Origin of the sequence: Pseudomonas marvdashtae, from assembly GCF_014268655.2 — a bacterium.
GTDB lineage: Bacteria > Pseudomonadota > Gammaproteobacteria > Pseudomonadales > Pseudomonadaceae > Aquipseudomonas > Aquipseudomonas marvdashtae.
In genome coordinates this window covers 4,337,214-4,359,260 of the sequence record NZ_JABWQX020000001.1, presented here as the reverse complement: position 1 = coordinate 4,359,260, position 22,047 = coordinate 4,337,214, and the positions used below count along the sequence as shown (strand labels likewise).

Below are 22,047 nucleotides of genomic sequence, written 5' to 3'. Positions count from 1 at the left end.
ATAGCTGGAGTTGTAGCTGTCGTTCGCCAGGGTGCCGCCGCTGGTGCCGTTGACGCGCATCCAGCCATCGTCGCCGCCGACTTTCTGCAGGCCGACGTAGAAGGTGTTGCCGCCGTGTTTGGCCGAGAGCATCGCGAACGCGGTTTTGTTGTCCAGGTCGCCGGCCAACGCGCTGCCATTTTCCTTGCCAGTGAAATAACCGAGGTTGGCGCCCAGGGTCCAGTCACCCATGGGTTGGCTGTGGGTCAGGTTGAAATATTGCTGCTGGTAGATGTCGGACAGTTCCGCGTACCAGACGCCTACCTGGGTGCGTTTTTCGTTGAAGGCGTATTCGCCGCCGCCGAAGTTGAAGCGGTCGGAGGTGAACGCGCCGCGGCCGTTCATCGACATGTCTTCCATGCTCGCGTCGTTCCGCGGGCTGTTGGCGCGGAACTGGCCGCCATAAAGGGTCAGGCCGTTGATTTCGGTCGAAGTCACCTGGCCGCCACGGAAGGTCTGGGGCAGGGAACGACCGTCGTCGGAACGCAGGATCGGCAGCACCGGCATCCATTCGCCGACTTTCAACTCGGTTTTCGAGACCTTGGCCTTGAGCGCGACGCCCAAGCGGCCGAAGTCATCGGCTGGGCGACCGTCGTCGTGCACCGGCAGCAATTGTGTGCCGGCCGTGCCACGACCGCCGTCGAGTTTGACCGAGTACAGGCCGAGCACGTCCACGCCGAAACCGACCGTGCCTTGGGTGAAACCGGACTTGGCGTCGAGGATGAAACTCTGGGTCCACTCTTCGGCTTTGCCCTGGGCATTGTTCGGGTTGGTGAAGTTGCGGTTGAGGTAGAAGTTGCGCAGGTTCAGGGTGGCTTTCGCATCTTCGACGAACCCTGATTCCGCCGACAATACCGGTAGGGCAACGCCTGACAGGGCGACGGCGATGAGGCTGGGGAGCAAATATTGTGTGGGCTTCATGGGCGTTGTCTCTTGTTTTTTTGTGGACGAAGCGAGTCGTTGCCGCACTTTTGAGGTGCAAGCGGTCGGGTGTAGCGAGGGTCGTTTGGGCGATCGGGGATCAGCCGGGCGAGGCGGGGCGTCTGGGCATGGCGTCGAACCTGTTGTTATTGGTTTTGTGCGAGCGATGGTGAAGCGCGGGTCGGGATCGGTTCAATTGCCGTTTGCGGGTTTTGGGCGATTATCGAACGGCAAAAAATGAGCGAATGGTGGGGGCGCTTGTTCTGGGTATATATCCATTGCTGCGGTGATGACTGCTGGCGGTTTCGCGTTCGGCCAGCGTGGTTAATGGGGCGCCGAGATCAACGTCCGCCACGAGGCGGCCTTAGAGCCGACCTGGTTCGTGGTGAGTCCGCGTTTCCCCTGTGAGTGAGTCTGCTTGCGACGAGTCCGCAGCGTTGCTGCTGCACTTAAGGAAAACGATACCCCCGTGGCGAGGGAGCTTGCTCCCGCTGGGCTGCGCAGCAGACCCAAAACCATTCAGCAAGGTGTATCTGGAAAACCGCAGGGTGGTTTTTTACGACTGCTGCGCAGCCGAGCGGGAGCAAGCTCCCTCGCCACGAGTTTTGGTGTGCTCTAGAAAGCGGCATTTCCCGTGGGAATGAAGTACCAAGGTACTTTCGTCATCCATGCCAGTTGACCCATCGTTATCCCGGGCAAGCTCTCACAGGAGAAACGCGATTCCATCAAGAAACAGGTCGGCTATCAGGCCGCCTCGCGGTGGACGTTGATCTCGGCGCCCCATTAACCACGCTGGCCGAACGCAGGTATTGCGCAGTGGGCATCCCGGCATGGATGCCGGGATAGCCGCGCTGGGCCATGGATGGCCCTTCGCGGCGGGCCCACGGAGCAATGCCGGAGTGCGGGCACACCGAGCCTAAGCGAGGTGCCAAGTGGTGGGGCAAAAGCGTTTTGCTTACTTTTACGCTTCATAAAAGTGAGTCGCTGTAAGAGCGAAACCGCCAGCAGCCGTGGCCGCAGCAATGGATATGTACTCCGTCAACAAGGTCCCGCGAGCTGTCAGGCCGCCATCACGCCCTGAGCCTTTCCGTCAACACGGTTTTGCTGTGTCCGGCTCGCCGGTCAAAGGCGAACCGTGCCGGAGCAAGGCCTGTAGATACACGTTTTCGTCGTACACGGTGCTGGTCTTCCAGCAGCGATAGACGACCCCGATCCAGAAAAGCTCCAAGAGGCCGCAGACCGAGCACTCGATTACCATCTGGGCACCCACCCTGATCCCAAGCCCAAAACCTCAACCCAAGTGTTCACCGTCATCGATACCCTCGACACCGAATGCCTACTCGCAAATCTCAGCGAAACCCTGGCCTCAGCCAGTGCCATGGTCAACGACCTGGCGTTCGATCTGGAAGGCTCTCGGCGACATGTCGCGCTAGGCGTGGTGCAGATGATCGACTTGAGTGAGTTGTTGGCCAATCGAGCGCTGGATCTCGTCGATCCCCGTTAGCTTAATCGGACCGTATTGTGGCGAGGGGATTTATCCCCGTTGGGCTGCGTAGCAGCCCCTCATACGCCCGCCGCCTCGGTTCATCAGATTTTCGCATCGAGCCTTTTTGGGGTTGCTGCGCAACCCAGCGGGGGTAAATCCCCTCGCCACAGAGCTGTGTGTTGAACTCGGAGACTTATTAATCCTTAAAAACAAAAAGCCCACCTTCCGGTGGGCTTCGTGTTCAGCGTTCAAGCATCCATCAAAACAGCTTCGTCTCTGGCGCTTTCTCCGCGATCGGCTCGTGCTTGCCGGTCTCGGCATTCCAACCGCCGCCCAGTGCCTTGTACAAATTGACCTCGCTGGTCAGCTGCGAAAGGCGGTCAGTGATCAGCGATTGTTGCGCGCTGAACAACTGGCGCTGGGCGTCGAGGAAGGTCAGGTTGCTATCGACACCGATGCGGTAGCGCCGCTCGGCCAGGCGGTAGTAGTCCTGGTTGGCGGCGACGAAGTCGGTCTGCGCCTGCAACTGCTCGTTGTAGGTTTGGCGCGCGGCCAGGCCGTCGGAGACTTCCTGGAATGCCGTCTGAATCGACTTCTCGTAGTTGGCCACGTTGATGTCTTTCTGGATCTTGGCGTAATCCAGGCTTGCCCGCAGGCTGCCGGCGTTGAAGATCGGCAGGTTGATTTGCGGAGCGAAGGTCCAGGTGCCCGAGCCGCCCTTGAACAGGCCGGACAGGTCCGGACTCAGGGTGCCGGCGTTGGCCGTCAGGCTGATGCTCGGGAAGAACGCGGCCCGCGCGGCGCCGATGTTGGCGTTGGCGGCCAGCAGGTTGCGTTCGGCCTGGAGGATGTCCGGGCGACGTTGCAGCAGGTCCGACGGCAACCCGGCCGGCACTTCGCTGAGCAGGTCATCGCTCAGCGGTTGGGTGCGCAGGTTGGCCGGCAGGCCGGTGCCCAGCAGCAGGGTCAGGCTGTTTTCATCCTGGGCCACCTGGCGGGTGTAGCGGGCCAATTGCACCCGGGCGTTTTCCACCGCCGTACGTGCCTGGCTCAAGTCCAGGGCCGAGGCCACGCCGACTTCGGCGCTGCGCGAGGTCAGCTTCAGGCTTTGCTCGTAAGTGCCCAGGGTGTCCTGGGTCAGCTTGAGCAGTTCCTTGTCGGCCTGCCAGGTCAGGTAGGCGTTGGCGACGTTGGCCACCAGGCTGATCTGCGTGCTGTGGCGGGCTTCTTCGGTGGCGAAGTAGTTTTGCAGCGCTTGCTCGCTCAGGCTGCGGACGCGGCCGAACAAATCCAGCTCATAGGCGCTGATGCCCAATGTCGCCGAGTAGGAACTGGTGATTGCTGCTTCACCTGTTTGCGAGGCCCGTGCCGGCACCCGCTGACGGTTGCCGGAACCCGTGGCCGAGACCGCCGGGAACAGGTCCGCACGCTGGATGCGGTATTGCGCGGCGTAGGCATCGATGTTCAGCGCCGCGACACGCAGGTCGCGATTGTTTTCCAGGGCGACCTGGATCAGCTGCTGCAACGCCGGGTCATGGAAGAACTGTTTCCAGCCTTGCTCGGCAGCGGCTTGGCCGGGTGCCTTGGCCGGCTCGTAGGCCGGACCTTGCGGGTACTGGGCCGCGACCGGTGCTTCGGGCCGCTGGTAGTCGGGAATCAGCGAGCAACCGCTGAGCACGACGGCGGCGATGGTCAGGGAAAGTAGCGACTTGCTCATTGGCCAGCCTCTTTAGAAGTTTCAGGAGTGTTGTCCTGGTCGATATTTTTGCGACGACCCATCGACGACACCGTCACGAAGAACAAGGGCACCCAGAAGATTGCCAGGATGGTCGCGGTGAGCATACCGCCAATCACGCCGGTACCGATGGCGTGCTGGCTGCCCGAGCCGGCACCGGTGGAGATCGCCAGTGGGACCACACCAAGGACGAACGCCAGGGACGTCATGATGATCGGTCGCAGACGCATCCTACAGGCTTCGATGGCGGCTTCCGTCAACGTCTTGCCCTGTTCATGGAGCTCCTTGGCGAACTCCACGATCAGGATGGCGTTTTTCGCCGCCAGCCCGATGGTCGTCAACAAGCCCACCTGGAAGTACACGTCATTGGACAAACCGCGCAGGCTTGTGGCCAGCAGGGCACCGATGATCCCCAGTGGTACCACGAGCATGACCGCGATCGGAATCGACCAGCTTTCATACAGCGCCGCCAGGCACAGGAACACCATAAGCAGCGACAACGCATACAACGCCGGCGCCTGGGACCCCGACAGGCGTTCCTCGTACGACAGGCCAGTCCAGGAAATACCGACACCGGCCGGCAGTTTCTTGGCGATGGCTTCCACTTCGGCCATGGCTTCACCCGTGGAGTAACCCGGAGCCGGGGCACCGAGGATTTCCATCGCTTCCACGCCGTTGTAACGGGCCAGTTTTGGCGAGCCGTAGATCCATTCACCCTTGGCAAACGCGGTGAACGGCACCATGGTCCCGGCGCTGTTGCGCACGTACCACTTCTTCAGGTCTTCCGGGCTCATGCGGGCGCCCGGCTGGCCTTGTATGTACACCTTCTTCACCCGGCCACGGTCGATGAAGTCGTTCACATAGCTACTGCCCAGGGCAATCGATAGCGTGTTGTTGATGTCCGAGAGGGTAATGCCCAGTGCGCTGGCTTTCTCGTCGTCGATTTCCAGTTGATATTGCGGTTCATCGTTCAAGCCGTTCGGACGCACCTGGGACAGGATCTTGCTTTGCGAAGCCATGCCCAGGAACTGGTTGCGGGCTTCCATCAACTTGTCGTGGCCGATACCGGCGCGGTCCTGCAGGAACACGTCGAAACCGGTAGCGTTACCCAGCTCCAATACCGCCGGCGGGGCGAAGGCGAACACCATGGCGTCGCGGAAGGAGAAGAAGTGCTGCTGGGCGCGCGCGGCGATTTTCGACACGCTGTTGTCGGCGTTCCGCTCGTCCCACGGACGCAGCATGATGAAGGCCATGCCGGAGCTCTGGCCACGACCGGCAAAGTTGAAGCCGGTCACGGTGAACACCGAAGCCACGCCGTCGCCTTCACCGCCATCCTTGCTCGGACGCAGCAGGAACTCACGCATCTTGTCCACCACCACCTGGGTGCGTTCGGCGCTGGAGCCGGCCGGTGTCTGCACCTGGGCGAACAGTACGCCCTGGTCTTCTTCCGGCAGGAACGCCGTCGGGATGCGGGTGAACAGCCAGACCATGCCGACCACGATGATCAGGTAGGCCAGCAGGTACGGCGCCTTGTGCTTGAGCATATTGCCCACGCCGCGCTCGTAGCTGCGGACGCTGCGGTCGAAATTGCGATTGAACCAGCCGAAGAAGCCGCGTTTCGGAGTGCCGTGCTCACCCTTCGGAATGGCCTTGAGCATGGTAGCGCACAGGGCCGGGGTGAAGATCAGGGCAACCAGCACCGACAGGGCCATGGCCGAGACGATGGTGATGGAGAACTGCTTGTAGATCACGCCGGTGGAACCGCTGAAGAATGCCATCGGCAGCAGTACCGCCGAGAGCACCAGGGCAATGCCCACCAAGGCGCCCTGGATCTGGCCCATGGATTTCTTGGTGGCTTCCTTGGGCGACAGGCCTTCTTCACTCATCACCCGTTCGACGTTCTCCACCACGACAATGGCATCGTCCACCAGCAAGCCGATGGCCAGCACCATGCCGAACATGGTCAGGGTGTTGATGCTGAAGCCAAACGCCGCGAGGATCCCAAAGGTACCCAGCAATACCACCGGCACCGTCATCGTAGTGATGATGGTGGCGCGGAAGTTCTGCAGGAAAAGGAACATCACCAGGAATACCAGCACGACCGCTTCGACCAGGGTTTCAACCACACCCTTGATCGATTCGCTCACCACCGGCGTGGTGTCATACGGGAACACCACTTCCATGCCTTGCGGGAAGAACGGCTTGAGATCGTCGATGGTTTTGCGCAGGGCCTTTGCCGTGTCGAGGGCGTTGGCGCCGTTGGCCAGTTTCACCGCCAGGCCGGATGCCGGGGAACCGTTGAACTGGGCGCTGATGCTGTAGTTTTCACCGCCCAGGCCCACATCGGCCACGTCGCCGACGCGCACTTGCGAACCGTCCGGGTTGACCTTGAGCAGGATCGCCTTGAACTGTTCGGCGGTCTGCAGACGGGTCTTGCCGATGATGGTGGCGTTCAGTTGTTGGCCGGGCAGGGCGGGCAAGCCGCCGAGTTGGCCGGATGAAACCTGCACGTTCTGCGCGGCGATGGCGGTTCTCACGTCCACCGGGGTCAGGCTGAAATTGTTCAACTTGGCCGGGTCGAGCCAGATCCGCATCGCGTACTGGGCGCCGAAGACTTGGAAGTCACCGACACCCGCGGTGCGCGAGATCGGGTCCTGCATGTTGGACACGATGTAGTTGGACAGGTCGTCCTTGGACATGCTGCCGTCGCGCGACACCACGCCGATCACCATCAGGAAGTTCTTCACCGCCTTGGTCACGCGGATGCCCTGTTGTTGCACTTCTTGCGGCAGCAGCGGGGTGGCCAGGTTCAGCTTGTTCTGCACCTGGACCTGCGCAGTATCGGAGTTGGTGCCCTGCTCGAAGGTCGCGGTAATGGTCATGCTGCCGTCGGAGTTACTTTCCGACGATACATAACGCAGGTTGTCGATGCCGTTGAGCTGTTGCTCAATGACCTGGACCACGGTGTCCTGCACGGTTTGTGCGGACGCGCCTGGGTAAGTCACCTGGATCGCAATGGCTGGCGGCGCGATGCTCGGGTATTGGTTGATCGGCAACTTGAGGATCGATAGAGCACCGACCAGCATGATCACCAAGGCGATCACCCAGGCGAAAATCGGACGGTCGATAAAGAATTTCGACATGGTTTACTCCCCTTTGCCGCCGGCGGCTTTGTCAGCTGCCTGAGCGGGGGCCGGGTTCTTTGCGCCAACGTTGGTGGCTTCGGTGGCTTTGACTTCCACCCCTGGCCGCACGTACTGCAATCCTTCGGTAATCAAGCGATCGCCGGCCTTGAGGCCGTCTTCGATCAGCCACTGACTGCCCACGGTACGGCTGGCCTTGAGCTGGCGCAGCTCGACCTTGTTGTCCGCACCCACGACCAATGCGGTCGGCATGCCCTTGAGGTCGCGGGTCACGCCTTGCTGCGGCGCGAGGATCGCCGCGCTGTTCACGCCGGCCTGCAGTTGCGCATGAACGAACATGCCTGGCAGCAGCGTGTGGTCAGGGTTTGGGAACACGGCGCGCAAGGTCACCGAACCGGTGGTCTGGTCAACCGACACCTCGGAAAATTCCAGCTTGCCCTCGTGCGGGTACTGGCTGCCGTCTTCCAGGGTCAGCTTGACCATGGCGGCGTTGTCGCCAGCCTTTTGCAGGCGGCCGCTTTCGAGTTCACGGCGCAGTTGCAACAGCTCGACGGAGCTCTGCGTTACGTCGACGTAGATTGGGTCCAACTGCTGGATAGTCGCCAGCGCATCGGCTTGGCCGTTACTGACCAGCGCACCCTCGGTGACCGAGGAGCGACCGATACGACCGGAGATCGGTGCATAGACCTTGGTGTAGCGCACGTTGATCTGGGCCGTCTGCAGATTGGCTTCCGACTCCAGGCGATTGGCCACGGCGGTGTCGTATTCCTGGCGGCTGACGGCCTGTTCGTCCACCAACTGCTTGTAGCGGTCGGAAATCGACTTGGTGGAACGCAGGTTCGCCTCGGCGCTCTTGAGGGTAGCTTCATAGACGGCTGGGTCGATCTGGTACAGCTGTTGGCCGGCCTTGACGTCGGCGCCTTCCTTGAACAGGCGCTTGAGAATGATCCCGTTGACCTGTGGCCGTACTTCCGCGACGCGGAACGCGCTGGTGCGGCCCGGCAGTTCCGAGGTCAAGGTAAAGGGTTGGGTCTTGAGGGTTACAACGCCGACCTGAGGGGGCGGTGCGGCAGGTGCCGCCTCTTCCTTTTTACATCCGCTGAGCAGCGATGCCAGGGCGATGGCAGTAACCAGAGCGGTAACAGCTGGCTTGAATTGCATGGAAATCCTCGGGTCCAGGCGCGTAACGGGCGCGCTCGAAAGTGAAAGATGAAAAAAGAGCGAGATACGCAATTAGTAGGATGCTAAGAAATATACTTACGTACACGGTTGTTTGTAAACAGCCAAATTGCGTACCATCCGAATTTACAAAAGCCTGACAAAGGCTGATGCAGACCGGGGACGCGTTCCGACAGACGCTGCCTCATAGAGTGTCCTGCTGATCCTTACGCATTGCTTACGCATCCTGATTGAGGTGTTTACTGCCATGGTTCGTCGTACCAAAGAGGAGGCCCTGGAGACTCGCAGCCAGATACTCGAGGCGGCTGAAAAAGCGTTTTTCGAACGAGGCGTGGCGCGTACGACGCTGGCCGATATTGCCACGCTCGCCGGTGTGACGCGCGGCGCGATCTACTGGCATTTCAGCAACAAGGCGGACTTGCTCCAGGCCATGCTCGATACCTTGCATGAGCCGCTCGATGAATTGGCCCGCGCCAGTGAAAACGAAGAGGAGCTTGACCCTCTGGGGTGTGTGCGCAAGCTGCTGGTGCGGTTGTTCCAACAGGTGGCCCTGGACCCGAAAACCCGACGCATTAATGAGATCCTGTTCCATAAGTGCGAGTTCACCGATGAAATGTGTGACTTGCGACAGCAGCGACGAGAGGTCAGCCTCGATTGCAATGTGCGAATTGCGCTGTCGTTGCGCAATGCAATGAAACGCGGCCAGCTGCCCCATGACCTGGACCCGGAAAGGGCCGCCGTGGCGATACACGCCTACATCGACGGCATCCTCTACCAATGGCTGTTGGCCCCCGACAGCTTCGCATTGGCGGGCGAGGCCGAGCGCTGGGTGGAAATCGGGCTGGATATGCTGCACCTGAGCCCCAGCCTGCGCAAATGAAACAAAATGGGTAAATGAGTCGGTTTGTGTCAACGCTGCGCGCGAAGGTGCTTTTATAAACCGACGCTGGCGCAGTTAACAGACAATCGACCGCCAATTTTGTAGGAAATTTGTTTCATCCACGAAAGACCATTCGACCAGGCATCCCGAACGAGTAGGCGGGCGCCGCGCCAGCCTGTCCGGCGAGGCGGTTTTTTCTTCAGGTCAACGCAAGTTCCACGGTGAAACGATAAGGTTCGTCACTCTGCGCGTATGTGATGCGCTTCGCGCAGGTGATTGGGGTCGCGCCAGTGGACACGACTGTCGTTGTCCGGAGGGGCGTCAGTGTCGGTGAAAAGACGCCAAAAGACGTAGCGACGCGCAAGCCAACGTCTAAACGGAAACCATGTGTGCTGTCACCGAATCCAATAAAGTGTCGGTAGATATCTTTAGTGCGGCTTCCCAGTTCCCTGATGTAGTTAAAGTCGAGTTTGAACGTCAGAAAACTCCATGGGCGTATCCCAATATAATCTCGCATGTCGGCATTTAAGTTGAGATTGTCTTTGTTCGCTGCAAAGGCATGCTGGGTATAGTTGTTGATCCTTATAACCAGGCGGGTTTGTTTTTGGCGAAGACTTTCTCTTTCCCATATCTCGACCTGATTGTCTGCTTCATCTTTTTCTCGTGCCTGTTTTGCCAATGCCCGGAGCACCTCCATGTGATCATCCGTGCCAAGGGAGGCGGCGTATTTGCGCAAGATTTCCAGAGGCGCGTAGTTGAAATTTTTGAGTAGCTCATCAAGAGGGGCGACGTCGGCCTGATGCGCGCTTTTAGTGGAGAGATTCATGTCGAGTTCCGTCTCAATATGGAATGAAATTGTGCGCTGATAAAAATCGTTTGATCTTGCCTGCGGAATAAATATGGTTAATCCAAAGGCTTTTGAATAGCCTGGAAACTTGACCGGATGTTAAATCAAATAAAAAAGCCCTGACGCTTGGCGTCAGGGCTTTTTGTCGTTGCGGCCGCTTATTAAAGCACTGGGTAGTCGATATAACCCACCGGGCCTTTCCCATAGAACGTTTCCGGGTGCGGCTCGTTCAACGGGGCATCAGCTTTCAAGCGCGCCGGCAGGTCCGGGTTGGCAATGAACGGCACACCGAAGGCCACGGCGTCGGCCTTGCCTTCGGCCAGCCAGGCATTGGCGCTCTCTTTGGTAAAGCGTTCGTTGGCGATGTACGGGCCGCCGAATGCTTGCTTGAGTTGTGGGCCGATGCTGTCTTCGCCTTCTTTTTCCCGGGAGCAGATGAAGGCAATGCCACGCTTGCCCAATTCACGAGCCACGTAGCTGAAGGTTTCCAGGCGGTTCTCGTCGCCCATGTCATGGGAGTCGGCACGCGGTGCCAAGTGCACGCCAACCCGGCCCGCGCCCCAGACTTCGATGGCGGCGTCGGTCACTTCCAGCAGCAGGCGCGCACGGTTTTCCAGGGAACCGCCGTAGTTGTCGGTGCGCTGGTTGGTGCTGCTTTGCAGGAACTGGTCGAGCAGATAGCCGTTGGCGCCGTGGATTTCCACACCGTCGAAACCGGCGGCCTTGGCGTTCTCGGCACCTACTCGGTAGGCGTCGACGATGTCGGCGATTTCAGCGGTTTCCAGTGCGCGCGGCGTTGGGTAGTCGGCCAGGGGACGGACCAGGCTCACATGGCCCTTGGGTTGGATCGCGCTAGGCGCTACCGGCAGTTCGCCGTTCAGGTACGAAGGGTGGGAGATCCGACCCACGTGCCACAGTTGCAGGAAGATCTTGCCGCCCGCGCCGTGGACCGCTTTGGTGATGTTGCTCCAGCCACGCACCTGGTCATTGGACCAGATGCCGGGGGTGTCCGGGTAACCCACGCCCATCGGCGTCACCGAAGTGGCTTCGCTGAGGATCAATCCGGCGGAGGCACGCTGCACGTAGTATTCGGCCATCAGCGCGTTGGGCACACGGCCCGCGTCAGCGCGGCAGCGAGTCAGCGGAGCCATGATGATGCGGTTCTTCAACTCGATGTCGCCGAGTTTGATAGGGTCGAAAATTGTCGCCATGAATCAAAACCTCATGAATAAATGGGTAAACAGTCAGTGGGTAGCAGGCGCCAGGTCGGCATTGCCGCCCTGGCGGAAAGTAATCAAGGTCACCAGCAGCGCCAGCACGGCGAGCGCGCCAGCAGCCAGGGGCACGGCGGTCAGGCCCAGGCCATGGGCGATGACGCTGCCGCCGACCCAGGCGCCCAAGGCGTTGCCGATGTTGAAGGCGCCGATGTTCAAGGTGGAAACCAGGTTCGGTGCATCTTTGCCGAAGGTCACCACGTTGACTTGCAGCGCCGGCACCGCGGCGAAGCATGCCGTGGCCCAAAGGAACAGGGTGATTTCAGTCGGGATCAGCGCCACGCTGGTCCAGCTCAGTACGGTGGACACCACGGCCATGGTGATGAAGACACCCATCAAGGTGTTCGCCAGGCTCTTGTCCGCCAGCTTGCCGCCGATGATGTTGCCCAGGGTCAGGCCCAGGCCGATCAGCACCAAGGTCCAGGTCACGCCACGGGGCGATACGCCGGTCACTTCACCCAGCAGCGGCGCGACATAGGTGAACAGGGTGAACACCGAGGCTGAGAACAGCGCGGTCATGCTCAGGGACAGCCACAGGCCTGCACCCTTGAGCGCCACCAGCTCCGAACGCATGTCGAGTTTTTCCTCGTCGCGCTTGGCCGGCAGGAAGCGGATCAGGCCGATCAATGCCACGACGCCAATGACGGTCACCGCCCAGAAGGTCGAGCGCCAACCGGCTTCCTGGCCCAGGGCGGTGCCCAACGGTACGCCGAGCACGTTGGCCAGGGTCAGGCCGGTGAACATCAGGGCCACCGCCGAAGCACGCTTGTTAGGCGCTACCAGCCCGGCCGCCACCACCGAACCGATGCCGAAGAACGCACCGTGGCACAGCGCGGTAACGACCCGGGCGAACATCAACACGTTGTAGTCACTGGCGATGGCGCAAAGCAGGTTGCCAACGATGAATATCCCCATCAACACAACCAGCGCGGCCTTGCGCGGCAGTCGCGCAGTGGCCAGGGCCATGAACGGCGCTCCGATGGCCACGCCGAGGGCGTAGCCGGTCACCAGCCAGCCGGCGCCGGGAATCGAGACGCCCAGGTCCGCCGCGACATCGGGCAACAGGCCCATGATGACGAATTCCGTCGTGCCGATGGCGAAGGCGCTCAGCGCCAGGATGATGAGTGAAAGGGGCATGTCGGATCCTTGTCAGGTCAGAGCTCTTGGCTCATTTGCTTGAGGAACTGCTGGATAACGTCCTCGTTGCGTTTGAAGAAGTGCCATTGACCGACCTTCTGGCTGGTAATCAGCCCCGCCCGTTGCAATACCGCCAAGTGCGCAGACACCGTGGATTGCGACAGGCCGCAACGCTGGTCGATCTGCCCGGCGCAAATGCCGAACTCGTGGTTGTGCAACTGTTCGGGGAACTGGACCTTGGGGTCCTTGAGCCAGTTGAGGATGTCTCGCCGTACTGGGTGCGCCAGGGCTTTTATTATTTCGTCGAGGTCGAGGGTCATGGGCTGCTCATTTGAATAACGCTATATCGCGATGAGGCGAACCTTAAATCGTTACTTCGCGATATACCAATATATATTTGATCTGAATACCGAACAAATCGCTATATCGGGTTATAACGATACAGGCGCAGCGATGCTAAGCTGCCCGCCATGAACTATCTCGCACACCTGCACCTCGGCGGCCCCGGCCGGGAACAACTGCTCGGCAGCCTCTATGGCGATTTCGTCAAAGGGCCCCTGCAAGGGCAATACCCTGCGCAGATCGAAGCGGCGATTGCCCTGCATCGACGCATCGATATGTACACCGATCGCCATCCGCTGGTGGACATCGCCTTATCGCGCTTCTCCACGGTGCGGCGGCGTTATGCCGGGATCGTGCTGGACGTGTTTTTCGATCATTGCCTGGCGCGGGATTGGACGCTGTACGGCGAAGGGCAGTTGGTTGACTTCACTTCCCGGGTCTACCAGGTCCTCGCCGCCGAACCCCAACTGCCAGGACGCTTGGCGCAAATCGCGCCTTTCATGGCAGCGGATGACTGGTTGGGGTCCTATCAGCAATTTCAGGTGCTGGGACAGGTGTTGCGCGGCATCTCGCGACGCTTGTCCCGGCCCGAAGAACTGGCCGGGGCGATGGAGGAGTTGGTCAGGCTTTATGAGCCGTTAAGCGAGGACTTCCGGTTGTTCTACCCGCAGCTTCAGGATTTTGTGCAGAACTACTCGGCAGCGCAAGACTGAAGGGATCAGGCCGCAATCGCAGGCCGCATCGGCACGTGTTGCTTCTCGGGTATCGCGCCAAACAATGCCTTGTGTACCGCCTGCTGCGCCTGGAATGCCAGCGCTGCGCGTTCCTGGCCGTGGCAGGCGATAGGTTCGAGCAAATGGATTTCCACGTCGCCACGATCGTTGGCAAACAGACGCATCAGGTGCGATAGCAGATCGTCATCGCCCACGAACGGTGCCAGCAAGTCGATTTCGCCATCGCGCAGGTAACGGATCGCCACCGGTTGCAAGGCGACGTCGGCATCGATGGCCGCCGACAACAGGCGCCCATGAAAGGTGCGCAGGGTCCGGCCGTCAGTGGTGGTACCTTCCGGGAACATCAACAGCGGATGGGCTTGTTCCAGGTGTCGGCTCATCTGCTTGCGGATCAACTGGCTGTCGCCGGAACCACGACGGATGAACAGGCTGCCAGCCTTGGCGGCCAGCCATCCGGCCACCGGCCAGGTGCGCACTTCAGCCTTGGACAAAAACGATAACGGAGCGAGCATGCCCAGCAACGGGATGTCGGTCCATGACACATGGTTGCTGACCCACAGCATCGGCTGTTTCGGCAGTTGCCCGTGAACGGTCACGCGAAAGGGCAGGGCATTGCTCAGCCGCGCCATGAAAAACCGCGACCAGCGCTGGCGGCGCACCATCGAATGAGCGAGCCCCAGGCGTTCCAGCAAGCCGAACACGCTGGCCATGGCCAGGCCCAGGGCGACCACCAATAACACTCGCGCGATTCGCGCGTAGATCCGCAGCCGGCTCATCAGACCGCCGCCTTGAAGTGACGGGCATAGCGCGGGCAGAGTTCGTCGCGCTTGAGCAGGATGAACACGTCCGCCACTTGGAAGTCCTCGTCCCAGCACGGCTCGCCGCAGATTTTCGCGCCCAGGCGCATATAGGCCTTGAGCAATGGCGGCATCTCGGCGATGACGTTGGACGGCACGTCCAGGGCCGGCAAGGGTTTTTTCGGCACCGCTTGCAGGTGTTCGGTGCACAGGTAGCGTTCGCGCAGGCGCTGCATGATCGCCTGGGCCTGGATGCCGCCGTCCTGCATCGGAATGCTCGCGCAGCCCATCAAATAGCTGTAGCCGCCTTCGTTGAGGACTTCGGCCAATTCGCCCCAGAGCACCGCGATGGTGCCGCCGTTGCGGTACGCCGGGTCGACGCAGGTGCGGCCGATTTCCAGGATCGGGCCCTTGAGCTGGACCAGCCCGTGGAGGCTGAACTCTTCTTCGCTGTAGAATCGGCCCAGGCTGCTGGCCGCCTGGTGATCGAGCAAGCGGGTAGTCGCCACGAGGCGGCCGGTGTTCAAATCGCGTACGCCGATGTGGGCGCAGTGAACATCATAGTCATCCATGTCCAGACCCATCTCCGCGCCCTTGAGCTTGGCGTTGAATTCGCCGCTGAAGACGTTGAAGCGCAGGGCCTGGGCTTCTTGCAAGGCGTGGGCGCCAATCAGGCGTTCGGCTTGCAGGCGGCGTTCATTGCCGGTGTCGCTGATGCGGGCGATCTGAGTCATAGCGAATCTCCGTGCGGGCTGTGGACCCGTCTTGGGTGGCAGCCAATCGACTTTCTTTATGCAGCCATGTTGTGCAAAGTCAGGCTATGTAGCCCCGGTGTCATCGCCATGAAGCTTTGGTGATGCTTATATGACAGCCCTCCAAGGAGGCCCTTATGCCCTGGCAAACCCTGATCGAACGCGGCGAGCGGCTGGCTGCTTTTCCCGACCTGGCGGACGGTTATTCGACCTTGCTGCAGCGCCTGGGGCCTGTCACGCCGTTCGAGTTGGCCGTGACCGGCGCACGATTGATGGCCACGCCGGGGTTGGCTTTCCTGGTGGGCTATCAAGCGGCGCTGCGGGTGCTCTGGCCGAGCGCTCCGCACAGCCTCGGTGCTTTGTGCGCCACCGAACGGCGCAGCCTGCGCCCGGCGGACATGCAGACCCGTCTCGTCGACTTGCGCTTGAATGGGCGCAAGGATTTCGTCACCGCTGGCGACGCCGCCGAATGGCTATTGATCGCGGCGCGAAGCGAGGCGCCCGGCGAAGCGCCTCGGTTGAGCCTGGCGGTGGTTTATCCCGGCGAGCCCGGCGTGACGCTGGAAACGCTCCCCGCCATTGCCCTGATGCCGGACATCAGCCACGGCCGGGTTTTGCTCGATGACGCGTTATGCGAGTTGCTGGCGGGAGACGGCTGGGACGCCTACGTCAAACCCTTCCGGACCCTGGAAGACCTTTATGTTCTCAGCGCAATGACCGCGTGGCTGTATGGCGTGGGCCAGGAATGCGCCTGGCCCCAGGTCTTGCAACTGCCTCTGTTGGCGTTATTGGCCGGTTGCGCCGAGGTGAGCCGCCATAACCCGTCCAGCGCCGCCGGGCACGTGCTGCTCGGCGGGTTGTTCGCCCAGTTCGAAGGGCTCGACAGCGAACTCAACGATGCCCTGGCCGCCGGGCCTGCGACGTGGCGCGAGATGTGGGCGCGAGACAAAGGGGTGATGGCGATTGCAGCGGGGGCACGGACCAAGCGGCTGGCCAAGGCGCTGGGATAGGCAGCCGAGCGAAACATCTGCTGCTGGGGAATATCCAAACTGTCATCGAGCCTGATTAGGCTTTGCAGGTTCAACCCCGCGAGCGCCCAAGCATGTCCAAAGGCTGGTTGCTGATCCTGTTGCTCCTGCTCAACCTGAATGCCCACGCCGAAGACTGGCCCGGCGAGCAGTGGCCGACCGCTCCGATGCCCACCGGGCCGGCCATCGAAGCCTTGGAGCGCTACGCCTTCGCGCCTCGGGACGATGCGACCCGCCAAGGCATCCGCACCGATGCGCTGCTGGTGATCCACGATGGTCGGCTGGTCTACGAACGCTATGCGGGGGGCACTCGCGCGGACACTGCGCACCTGACCTGGTCGATCAGCAAAAGCCTGCTGGCGACGGTCTACGGCGTCGCCTATGGCGAAAAGCTGTTTGCCTTGGAGGATCCGGCAGCCAACTACTATCCGCCATTGAACCGGCTGGCGCGCATGACCCTGGCCGACCTGTTCCACTGGGCGTCCGGCCTGGACTGGCAAGAAGACTACGAATACGCGCCGCTCAATTCCTCGGTGGTGGCGATGCTCTACACCCGTGGACGCCACGACATGGCGGCATTTGCCGCCGGGCACGACAGCTTCAGCCCGCCCGGGCTGGCGTTCCGTTACTCCAGTGGCGACAGCAACCTGCTGGCGGCGGCGCTGAAAAACATCGTCGGTCCGGCGCGATATGCCGATTATCCGTGGACGGCCTTGTTCGAGCCGCTGGGCATTCGTCACGCGACGTGGGAAACCGACCCCAGCGGCACGTTCGTTGGTTCGTCCTATGCCTATCTCACCGCGCGCGACCTGGCGCGGGTCGGATTGTTGATGCAGCGCGAAGGCCGCTGGGGCGGGCGGCAACTGATTCCCAAGGATTGGATCGCGTTCAACCGCGAGCCTTTCGCGCACTTTCAGGCCGGCCAGGACGAAGCCGTGCCGGGCGGGCACTGGTGGCTCAACCGCGCCGTCGATCCGGCGATCCACCCCTGGCCCGATGCGCCGCCGGATACCTTCGCCGCGCTGGGCCATTGGGGCCAGGCGCTGTACGTCATCCCCAGCGCCCGATTGGTGATCGTGCGCTACGGCGATGACCGCGACGGCAGCTATCGCCATAACGAACTGCTCAAGCGCGCCATGGCGGCGTTCGCCGGGACGGTGCAACCATGAGGCGCAGCGTATTGCTGACCTTGCTGTCGGTGCTGCTCATCGCGCTGTTCGGCTGGATGTGGCTGGAGCGGGTGGCGTTGCGGGCCTTTCCCGACATCATCAGCGCCTACACCGCCAAGGAATATTGCTCGTGCCGCTATGTGATGCAGCAACCGGCCGAATATTGCCGGGGCTATGTGAAGCAATCGGTGCCCACCAGCGAATTCCTCGAAACGGCGCAAGCGAAACGCATCACCGTCAGCGGCTTGGGGCGTAGCCACAGTGCACGGTGGATAGGCGAGCGGCAGGGGTGTCGGTTGGAGTAAATCCAGAAACGACTCCTGCTGTTGTCGAAACAGACAGTTTGCAAGCGCCCTCGGCCCGGTTAAGGTTCGCCACAGGTTTATCTGCCCCCCGAGTGTGTATGTTCAAGTGGTTTCTCCCTCACGCTGTCGCGAGCTTGCTGCTGGCCTGCATCGCGCTGCCGGCCCAGGCCGACTGGTACCTGGACGGCGAGTCGTCACGGCTATCGTTTATCAGCAGCAAGAACGGCAACGTCTCCGAGGTCCAGCGGTTTCTCGTGCTTCACGGCCAAGTCCAGCCCAAGGGGCTGGCGCGGTTGGAAGTGGAGCTGGAATCGATCAACAGCGGCATTGCGCTGCGGGACGAGCGCATGCGCGCCGATCTTTTCGAGGTCAAGCAATTTGCCGAAGCCACGGTCACCGCGCAGCTCGACCTGATGCCGATCCAAGACCTGGCCAACGGTGCGCAACTGGAACTGCGCTTGCCGGTGACGGTGGACTTGCATGGCAAGCAGCATGAATACACCGTCGAATTGCTGGCGACGCGCCTGGACGAACGCCGTTTCCAAGTCGTGACCCTGGAGCCGCTCGTGCTCAATGCGGCGGATTTCGGCCTGGCGCCTGGTCTGGAAAAGCTTCGCGGACTGGCCGGGTTGTCGGCCATCAGCCTCTCGGTGCCGGTAAACGCGGTGCTGATTTTTACGGCGCGCTGACGTGAGCGGCCCGGTATTTCCCTGGCGCGAAGGCAACCGTTTCGAGCTGTTGATCGACGGTCCACAGTTCTTCCCACGCATGCTGGTGGAAATCGCCCGTGCCCAAGAGCAAGTCGAGCTGGAATTGTATCTGGTGGAGGCGGGTGCCTGTGCCGAGGCGATGGTCCAAGCCCTTGTCCAGGCCGCCCAACGTGGCGTTCGCGTGCGTTGCCTGTTCGATGACTACGGCAGCCTGGCGTTTACCCTGAGCTTGCGCAATCGCCTGGTCGAGGCGGGGGTCGAGCTGCGTTTCTACAATCGCCTCAGCTGGCGTCGCTGGGTGCGCAACCTTTACCGGGACCATCGCAAGTTGCTCTTGGTCGATCAGCGCCTGGCGGTGGTAGGCGGCACCGGGGTGACCGATGAATTCTGGAATCCCCTGGATGATCGCAGCGACTGGCACGAGGTGATGGTGGAAATCGTCGGCCCGCTGGTGCTCGACTGGCAGTTGCTGTTCGACCGTCAGTGGCTCGCCAACCGCCATCGCCAAGCCTGGAAACCCGCTTCCAATTTCGGCTTGCCGCGTCTGCCCCGCGTTCCGCCGATGGGTGAGGGCATGGGCCGGGTAGCCTATGCCGACGCCCGCCAGCACCGTGACATCTTGCAATCACTTTCCCGGGCGCTGAACAGCGGCCAGAAACGCATCTGGATGGCCACGCCGTATTTCCTGCCGACGTGGAACGTGCGCCGTTCGTTGCGCAAGGCCGCCGCCCGGGGCATCGATGTGCGCCTGCTGCTGACTGGCCCGCGCACCGATCACCCCTCCGTGCGCTACGCCGGACATCGTTATTACCCGCGCCTGCTCAGGGCTGGCGTGAAGATCTACGAATACCAGCCATGCTTCCTGCATCTGAAGATGGTGCTGGTGGACGATTGGGTCAGCATCGGCTCGTGCAACTTTGACCACTGGAACCTGCGCTTCAATCTGGAAGCCAATCTGGAGGCGCTGGATTGCGGACTCAGCAAGGCCGTGGCGGCGAGTTTCGAACGGGACTTCGAACAGAGCCTGCAAGTGAGCCTCGACGCCTGGCAGCGTCGGCCATTGTGGAAGCGCTTCAAGCAGCGACTGTGGGGGCTGGTGGATCGGGTGGTGGTGAACCTGCTGGATCGGCGGGGTTAAGCGTCCGTCGATAAACCTGGGGCGCGAGCGGGCTCGCTCCCCAGGGTCAGCGGCATGGATGAGTCAGAGCAACTCAAAGCTCTGCTGCTTCACGTCCTGGGAGTCCAGGCCGATCTGCACGTTGAACTTGCCCGGCTCGGCGGCGTACTTGAGCTGGGCATTGAAGAACTTCAGGTCGTCTTCGGTGATGGTGAAGTGGATGACCTTCTTTTCGCCGGCCTTGAGCATGACCTTGCGGAAGTTCTTCAGCTCTTTCACCGGACGAATGATCGAGCCGGTCACGTCCTGCAGGTATAACTGCACCACGGTTTCACCGTCACGTTCGCCGGTATTTTCCACGGTGATGCTGGCATCGAGCTTGCCGGTCTCGTTCAGCGTGGTGGACGACAACGCCATGTCCGACAGGCTGAACGTGGTGTAGCTCAAGCCGTAGCCAAACGGATAGAGCGGGCCAGTGGTGTCATCGAAGTACTGCGACGTGTAGTTGCCCGGCTTGCCCGGCGTGAACGGCCGGCCGATGCTGAGGTGGTTGTAGTAGGTCGGAATCTGCCCGACCGAGCGCGGGAAGGTGATCGGCAGCTTGCCCGACGGGTTGTAGTCGCCGAACAGCACGTCAGCGATGGCGTTACCGCCCTCGGTGCCGCTGAACCAGGTTTCCAGGATCGCATCGGCCTGTTGCTTTTCTTCGAGCAACGACAGCGGACGGCCATTCATCAGCACCAATACCAGCGGTTTGCCGGTGGCTTTCAGCGCCTTGATCAGCTCGCGCTGGCTGGCCGGGATGTTCAGTTCGGTGCGGCTCGACGATTCATGGGACATGCCACGGGACTCGCCCACGGCGGCCACGACCACGTCCGCTTCCTTGGCGGCTTTCACCGCTTCATCGATCAACACTTGGGCCGGGCGCGGGTCGTCCACCACTTCTGGCGCGTCGAAATTCAGGAAGTTGAGGTAATCGAGCACCTTCTTGTCGCCGGTGATATTGGCGCCACGGGCATAGATCAGCTTCGACTCGCCGCCCAACGCGCGGGTCATGCCGTCGTACACGGTGACCGATTGCGCAGGCCGGCCAGCGGCTGCCCAACTGCCCATCATGTCGATCGGCGCCTTGGCCAGCGGACCGACCAGGGCGATTTTCGCGGTTTTCTTCAGCGGCAGGGTCTGGTTGCGGTTTTCCAGCAGGACCAGGCTGCGGCGCGCCACGTCACGGGCATCGGCGCGGTGCATGCGGCTGTCGGCGTAGACGTCGGCCGGGTCATCTTCGGCCTTGCCGATGCGCAGGTACGGGTCCTTGAACAGGCCCATGTCGTACTTGGCGGCGAGCACTTCGCGCACGGCGTTGTCGATGTCGCTCTGCTCGATTTCGCCGGCCTTGAGCAGCCCTGGCAGCTCCTTGCCGTAGAGCGAATCGTTCATGCTCATGTCGATGCCGGCCTTGATCGCCAGTTTTGCCGCTTCGCGACCGTCCCGGGCGACGCCGTGCTTGATCAACTCGAAAATCGCGCCGTGATCGCTGACCGCCAGGCCCTTGAAGCCCCATTCCTTGCGCAACAAGTCATTCATCAGCCAGGTATTGGCGGTGGCCGGCACGCCATTGATCGAGTTCAGTGCGACCATTACCCCGCCCGCGCCGGCGTCGATGGCGGCGCGATAGGGCGGCAGGTAGTCCTGGTACATTTTCACCGGGCTCATGTCCACGGTGTTGTAGTCCCGGCCGCCTTCCACCGCGCCATACAGGGCGAAGTGCTTGACGCTGGCCATGATGCTGTCGGCGGCGTTGGCGCCGCTGCCCTGGAACGCCTTGACCATCACCGCGGCAATGCGCGATACCAGGTAAGTGTCCTCGCCAAAGCCTTCGGAGGTCCGGCCCCAACGCGGGTCGCGGGAAATATCGACCATGGGCGCGAAGGTAATGTCCAGGCTGTCAGCCGCCGCTTCCTTGGCCGCGACACGACCGGAGCGGTAGATGGCGTCCATGTCCCAGCTCGAGGCCAGGGCCAGGGGAATCGGGAAAATGGTGCGATGGCCGTGGATCACGTCATAGGCGAAGAACATCGGGATCTTCAGCCGGCTGCGCATGGCCGCGTCCTGCATCGGACGATTCTCATCACGGGTGATGGAATTGAACGTGCCGCCAATGTTGCCGGCGGCGATTTCCTTGCGGATCATCTCCCGGGGCATTTCCGGGCCGATGCTGATCAGGCGCAGTTGACCGATCTTTTCCTCAAGGGTCATTTGCTTCATCAGGTTGCTGACGAAAGCGTCCTTGTTCTCTATGGGGGCTGGCACGTTGTCGGCTAATACGGATTGACTGGCCAGGGTGACAAACAGGCCCAGCAAACACAGCTTCTTCATGAATAGTTTTCTCGCAAGCCTAAAGGGCGGTGATCAGTACGCGCCGGTCAGCCTAAATGTGAGGAGCGGCTATTGT

Annotated in this window: 19 protein-coding genes; 8 read left to right on the top strand and 11 right to left on the bottom strand. The window is 61.3% G+C overall.

Annotated features, from left to right (window positions below):
• A partial coding sequence (locus tag HU742_RS19780; protein ID WP_217828370.1) for an OprD family porin occupies positions 1–960 on the bottom strand: 960 nt, incomplete at its 3' end.
• Positions 961–2,116: 1,156 nt separating this feature from the next.
• Here HU742_RS19780 and HU742_RS19775 point away from each other — a divergent pair.
• The gene (locus HU742_RS19775) at positions 2,117–2,464 is read left to right on the top strand and encodes a DUF6124 family protein (protein ID WP_186644754.1); all 348 of its coding nucleotides are present in this window, start codon (positions 2,117–2,119) and stop codon (positions 2,462–2,464) included.
• A gap of 241 nt (positions 2,465–2,705) precedes the next feature.
• Here HU742_RS19775 and adeC read toward each other — a convergent pair whose 3' ends face one another.
• From adeC to HU742_RS19760, 3 genes are read right to left on the bottom strand one after another with little or no spacing between them, the layout of a single operon-like run.
• Positions 2,706–4,163, bottom strand: coding sequence for an AdeC/AdeK/OprM family multidrug efflux complex outer membrane factor (adeC, locus tag HU742_RS19770; RefSeq protein WP_186644651.1), 1,458 nt, complete (start codon positions 4,161–4,163; stop codon positions 2,706–2,708).
• Positions 4,160–7,324, bottom strand: a complete 3,165-nt coding sequence (gene emhB / locus HU742_RS19765) for an efflux RND transporter permease subunit EmhB (protein WP_186640464.1) — start codon at positions 7,322–7,324, stop codon at positions 4,160–4,162. The genes adeC and emhB overlap by 4 nt, the downstream gene beginning before the upstream one ends.
• Positions 7,325–7,327: 3 nt before the next feature.
• Entirely contained in the window at positions 7,328–8,485 is a 1,158-nt protein-coding gene (locus HU742_RS19760) for an efflux RND transporter periplasmic adaptor subunit (RefSeq protein ID WP_186640466.1), read from the bottom strand.
• A gap of 265 nt (positions 8,486–8,750) precedes the next feature.
• Here HU742_RS19760 and HU742_RS19755 point away from each other — a divergent pair, with 265 nt between their 5' ends.
• Positions 8,751–9,383, top strand: a complete 633-nt coding sequence (locus HU742_RS19755; RefSeq protein WP_186640468.1) for a TetR family transcriptional regulator — start codon at positions 8,751–8,753, stop codon at positions 9,381–9,383.
• 199 nt (positions 9,384–9,582) lie between these two features.
• On the opposite strand, the gene HU742_RS19750 is transcribed toward HU742_RS19755, so the two are convergent.
• The 4 genes from HU742_RS19750 to HU742_RS19735 form a co-directional block, all read right to left on the bottom strand.
• Positions 9,583–10,209 (bottom strand): hypothetical protein, encoded by a 627-nt coding sequence (locus HU742_RS19750; RefSeq protein ID WP_186644652.1) that lies wholly within the window; start codon positions 10,207–10,209, stop codon positions 9,583–9,585.
• A 182-nt stretch (positions 10,210–10,391) separates the two neighbouring features.
• Positions 10,392–11,441, bottom strand: coding sequence for an alkene reductase (locus HU742_RS19745; protein ID WP_186640472.1), 1,050 nt, complete (start codon positions 11,439–11,441; stop codon positions 10,392–10,394).
• 33 nt (positions 11,442–11,474) lie between these two features.
• Positions 11,475–12,641 (bottom strand): MFS transporter, encoded by a 1,167-nt coding sequence (locus HU742_RS19740; protein WP_186640474.1) that lies wholly within the window; start codon positions 12,639–12,641, stop codon positions 11,475–11,477.
• Positions 12,642–12,658: 17 nt separating this feature from the next.
• Complete coding sequence (locus HU742_RS19735) at positions 12,659–12,961, bottom strand: ArsR/SmtB family transcription factor (protein WP_014336977.1); 303 nt, start codon at positions 12,959–12,961, stop codon at positions 12,659–12,661.
• Between the two features lie 150 nt (positions 12,962–13,111).
• Between HU742_RS19735 and HU742_RS19730 the strand changes: the two genes are divergently transcribed.
• Positions 13,112–13,696 (top strand): acyl carrier protein phosphodiesterase, encoded by a 585-nt coding sequence (locus HU742_RS19730; RefSeq protein WP_186644653.1) that lies wholly within the window; start codon positions 13,112–13,114, stop codon positions 13,694–13,696.
• A 5-nt stretch (positions 13,697–13,701) separates the two neighbouring features.
• On the opposite strand, the gene HU742_RS19725 is transcribed toward HU742_RS19730, so the two are convergent.
• Both HU742_RS19725 and olsB read right to left on the bottom strand, forming a co-directional pair.
• Positions 13,702–14,493, bottom strand: coding sequence for a lysophospholipid acyltransferase family protein (locus HU742_RS19725; protein ID WP_186615098.1), 792 nt, complete (start codon positions 14,491–14,493; stop codon positions 13,702–13,704).
• A complete protein-coding gene (olsB, locus tag HU742_RS19720) occupies positions 14,493–15,248 on the bottom strand; it encodes an L-ornithine N(alpha)-acyltransferase (RefSeq protein ID WP_186640480.1) in 756 nt (251 codons plus the stop codon). Before olsB ends, HU742_RS19725 begins: the two co-directional genes overlap by 1 nt.
• A 155-nt stretch (positions 15,249–15,403) precedes the next feature.
• On the opposite strand from olsB, the gene HU742_RS19715 reads away from it, so the two are divergent.
• From HU742_RS19715 to HU742_RS19695, 5 genes are all read left to right on the top strand, one after another.
• A complete protein-coding gene (locus HU742_RS19715; RefSeq protein ID WP_186644654.1) occupies positions 15,404–16,276 on the top strand; it encodes an acyl-CoA dehydrogenase middle domain-containing protein in 873 nt (290 codons plus the stop codon).
• Positions 16,277–16,368: 92 nt separating this feature from the next.
• Positions 16,369–17,463 carry a serine hydrolase domain-containing protein gene (locus HU742_RS19710; protein WP_186644655.1) on the top strand — a complete coding sequence of 365 codons (1,095 nt, stop codon included), beginning with the start codon at positions 16,369–16,371 and terminating at the stop codon, positions 17,461–17,463.
• Positions 17,460–17,768, top strand: a complete 309-nt coding sequence (locus tag HU742_RS19705) for an amidase (protein ID WP_186640486.1) — start codon at positions 17,460–17,462, stop codon at positions 17,766–17,768. Before HU742_RS19710 ends, HU742_RS19705 begins: the two co-directional genes overlap by 4 nt.
• A 98-nt stretch (positions 17,769–17,866) precedes the next feature.
• Complete coding sequence (locus HU742_RS19700) at positions 17,867–18,457, top strand: YceI family protein (RefSeq protein WP_186640488.1); 591 nt, start codon at positions 17,867–17,869, stop codon at positions 18,455–18,457.
• Position 18,458: 1 nt separating this feature from the next.
• Positions 18,459–19,616 (top strand): phospholipase D-like domain-containing protein, encoded by a 1,158-nt coding sequence (locus HU742_RS19695; protein ID WP_186640490.1) that lies wholly within the window; start codon positions 18,459–18,461, stop codon positions 19,614–19,616.
• Between the two features lie 63 nt (positions 19,617–19,679).
• Here the strand turns inward: HU742_RS19695 and bglX are convergent, their stop codons facing one another.
• Entirely contained in the window at positions 19,680–21,971 is a 2,292-nt protein-coding gene (bglX, locus tag HU742_RS19690) for a beta-glucosidase BglX (protein WP_186644656.1), read from the bottom strand.
• Between the last annotated feature and the right edge of the window lie 76 nt (positions 21,972–22,047).

What these genes read in the sequence shown, in the direction of transcription:
- adeC (WP_186644651.1), bottom strand. Translation starts at nt 4,163, where the DNA reads ATGAGCAAGTCGCTACTTTCCCTGACCATCGCCGCCGTCGTGCTCAGC.
- emhB (WP_186640464.1), bottom strand. Translation starts at nt 7,324, where the DNA reads ATGTCGAAATTCTTTATCGACCGTCCGATTTTCGCCTGGGTGATCGCC.
- HU742_RS19760 (WP_186640466.1), bottom strand. Translation starts at nt 8,485, where the DNA reads ATGCAATTCAAGCCAGCTGTTACCGCTCTGGTTACTGCCATCGCCCTG.
- HU742_RS19755 (WP_186640468.1), top strand. Translation starts at nt 8,751, where the DNA reads ATGGTTCGTCGTACCAAAGAGGAGGCCCTGGAGACTCGCAGCCAGATA.
- HU742_RS19750 (WP_186644652.1), bottom strand. Translation starts at nt 10,209, where the DNA reads ATGAATCTCTCCACTAAAAGCGCGCATCAGGCCGACGTCGCCCCTCTT.
- HU742_RS19745 (WP_186640472.1), bottom strand. Translation starts at nt 11,441, where the DNA reads ATGGCGACAATTTTCGACCCTATCAAACTCGGCGACATCGAGTTGAAG.
- HU742_RS19740 (WP_186640474.1), bottom strand. Translation starts at nt 12,641, where the DNA reads ATGCCCCTTTCACTCATCATCCTGGCGCTGAGCGCCTTCGCCATCGGC.
- HU742_RS19735 (WP_014336977.1), bottom strand. Translation starts at nt 12,961, where the DNA reads ATGACCCTCGACCTCGACGAAATAATAAAAGCCCTGGCGCACCCAGTA.
- HU742_RS19730 (WP_186644653.1), top strand. Translation starts at nt 13,112, where the DNA reads ATGAACTATCTCGCACACCTGCACCTCGGCGGCCCCGGCCGGGAACAA.
- HU742_RS19725 (WP_186615098.1), bottom strand. Translation starts at nt 14,493, where the DNA reads ATGAGCCGGCTGCGGATCTACGCGCGAATCGCGCGAGTGTTATTGGTG.
- olsB (WP_186640480.1), bottom strand. Translation starts at nt 15,248, where the DNA reads ATGACTCAGATCGCCCGCATCAGCGACACCGGCAATGAACGCCGCCTG.
- HU742_RS19715 (WP_186644654.1), top strand. Translation starts at nt 15,404, where the DNA reads ATGCCCTGGCAAACCCTGATCGAACGCGGCGAGCGGCTGGCTGCTTTT.
- HU742_RS19710 (WP_186644655.1), top strand. Translation starts at nt 16,369, where the DNA reads ATGTCCAAAGGCTGGTTGCTGATCCTGTTGCTCCTGCTCAACCTGAAT.
- HU742_RS19705 (WP_186640486.1), top strand. Translation starts at nt 17,460, where the DNA reads ATGAGGCGCAGCGTATTGCTGACCTTGCTGTCGGTGCTGCTCATCGCG.
- HU742_RS19700 (WP_186640488.1), top strand. Translation starts at nt 17,867, where the DNA reads ATGTTCAAGTGGTTTCTCCCTCACGCTGTCGCGAGCTTGCTGCTGGCC.
- bglX (WP_186644656.1), bottom strand. Translation starts at nt 21,971, where the DNA reads ATGAAGAAGCTGTGTTTGCTGGGCCTGTTTGTCACCCTGGCCAGTCAA.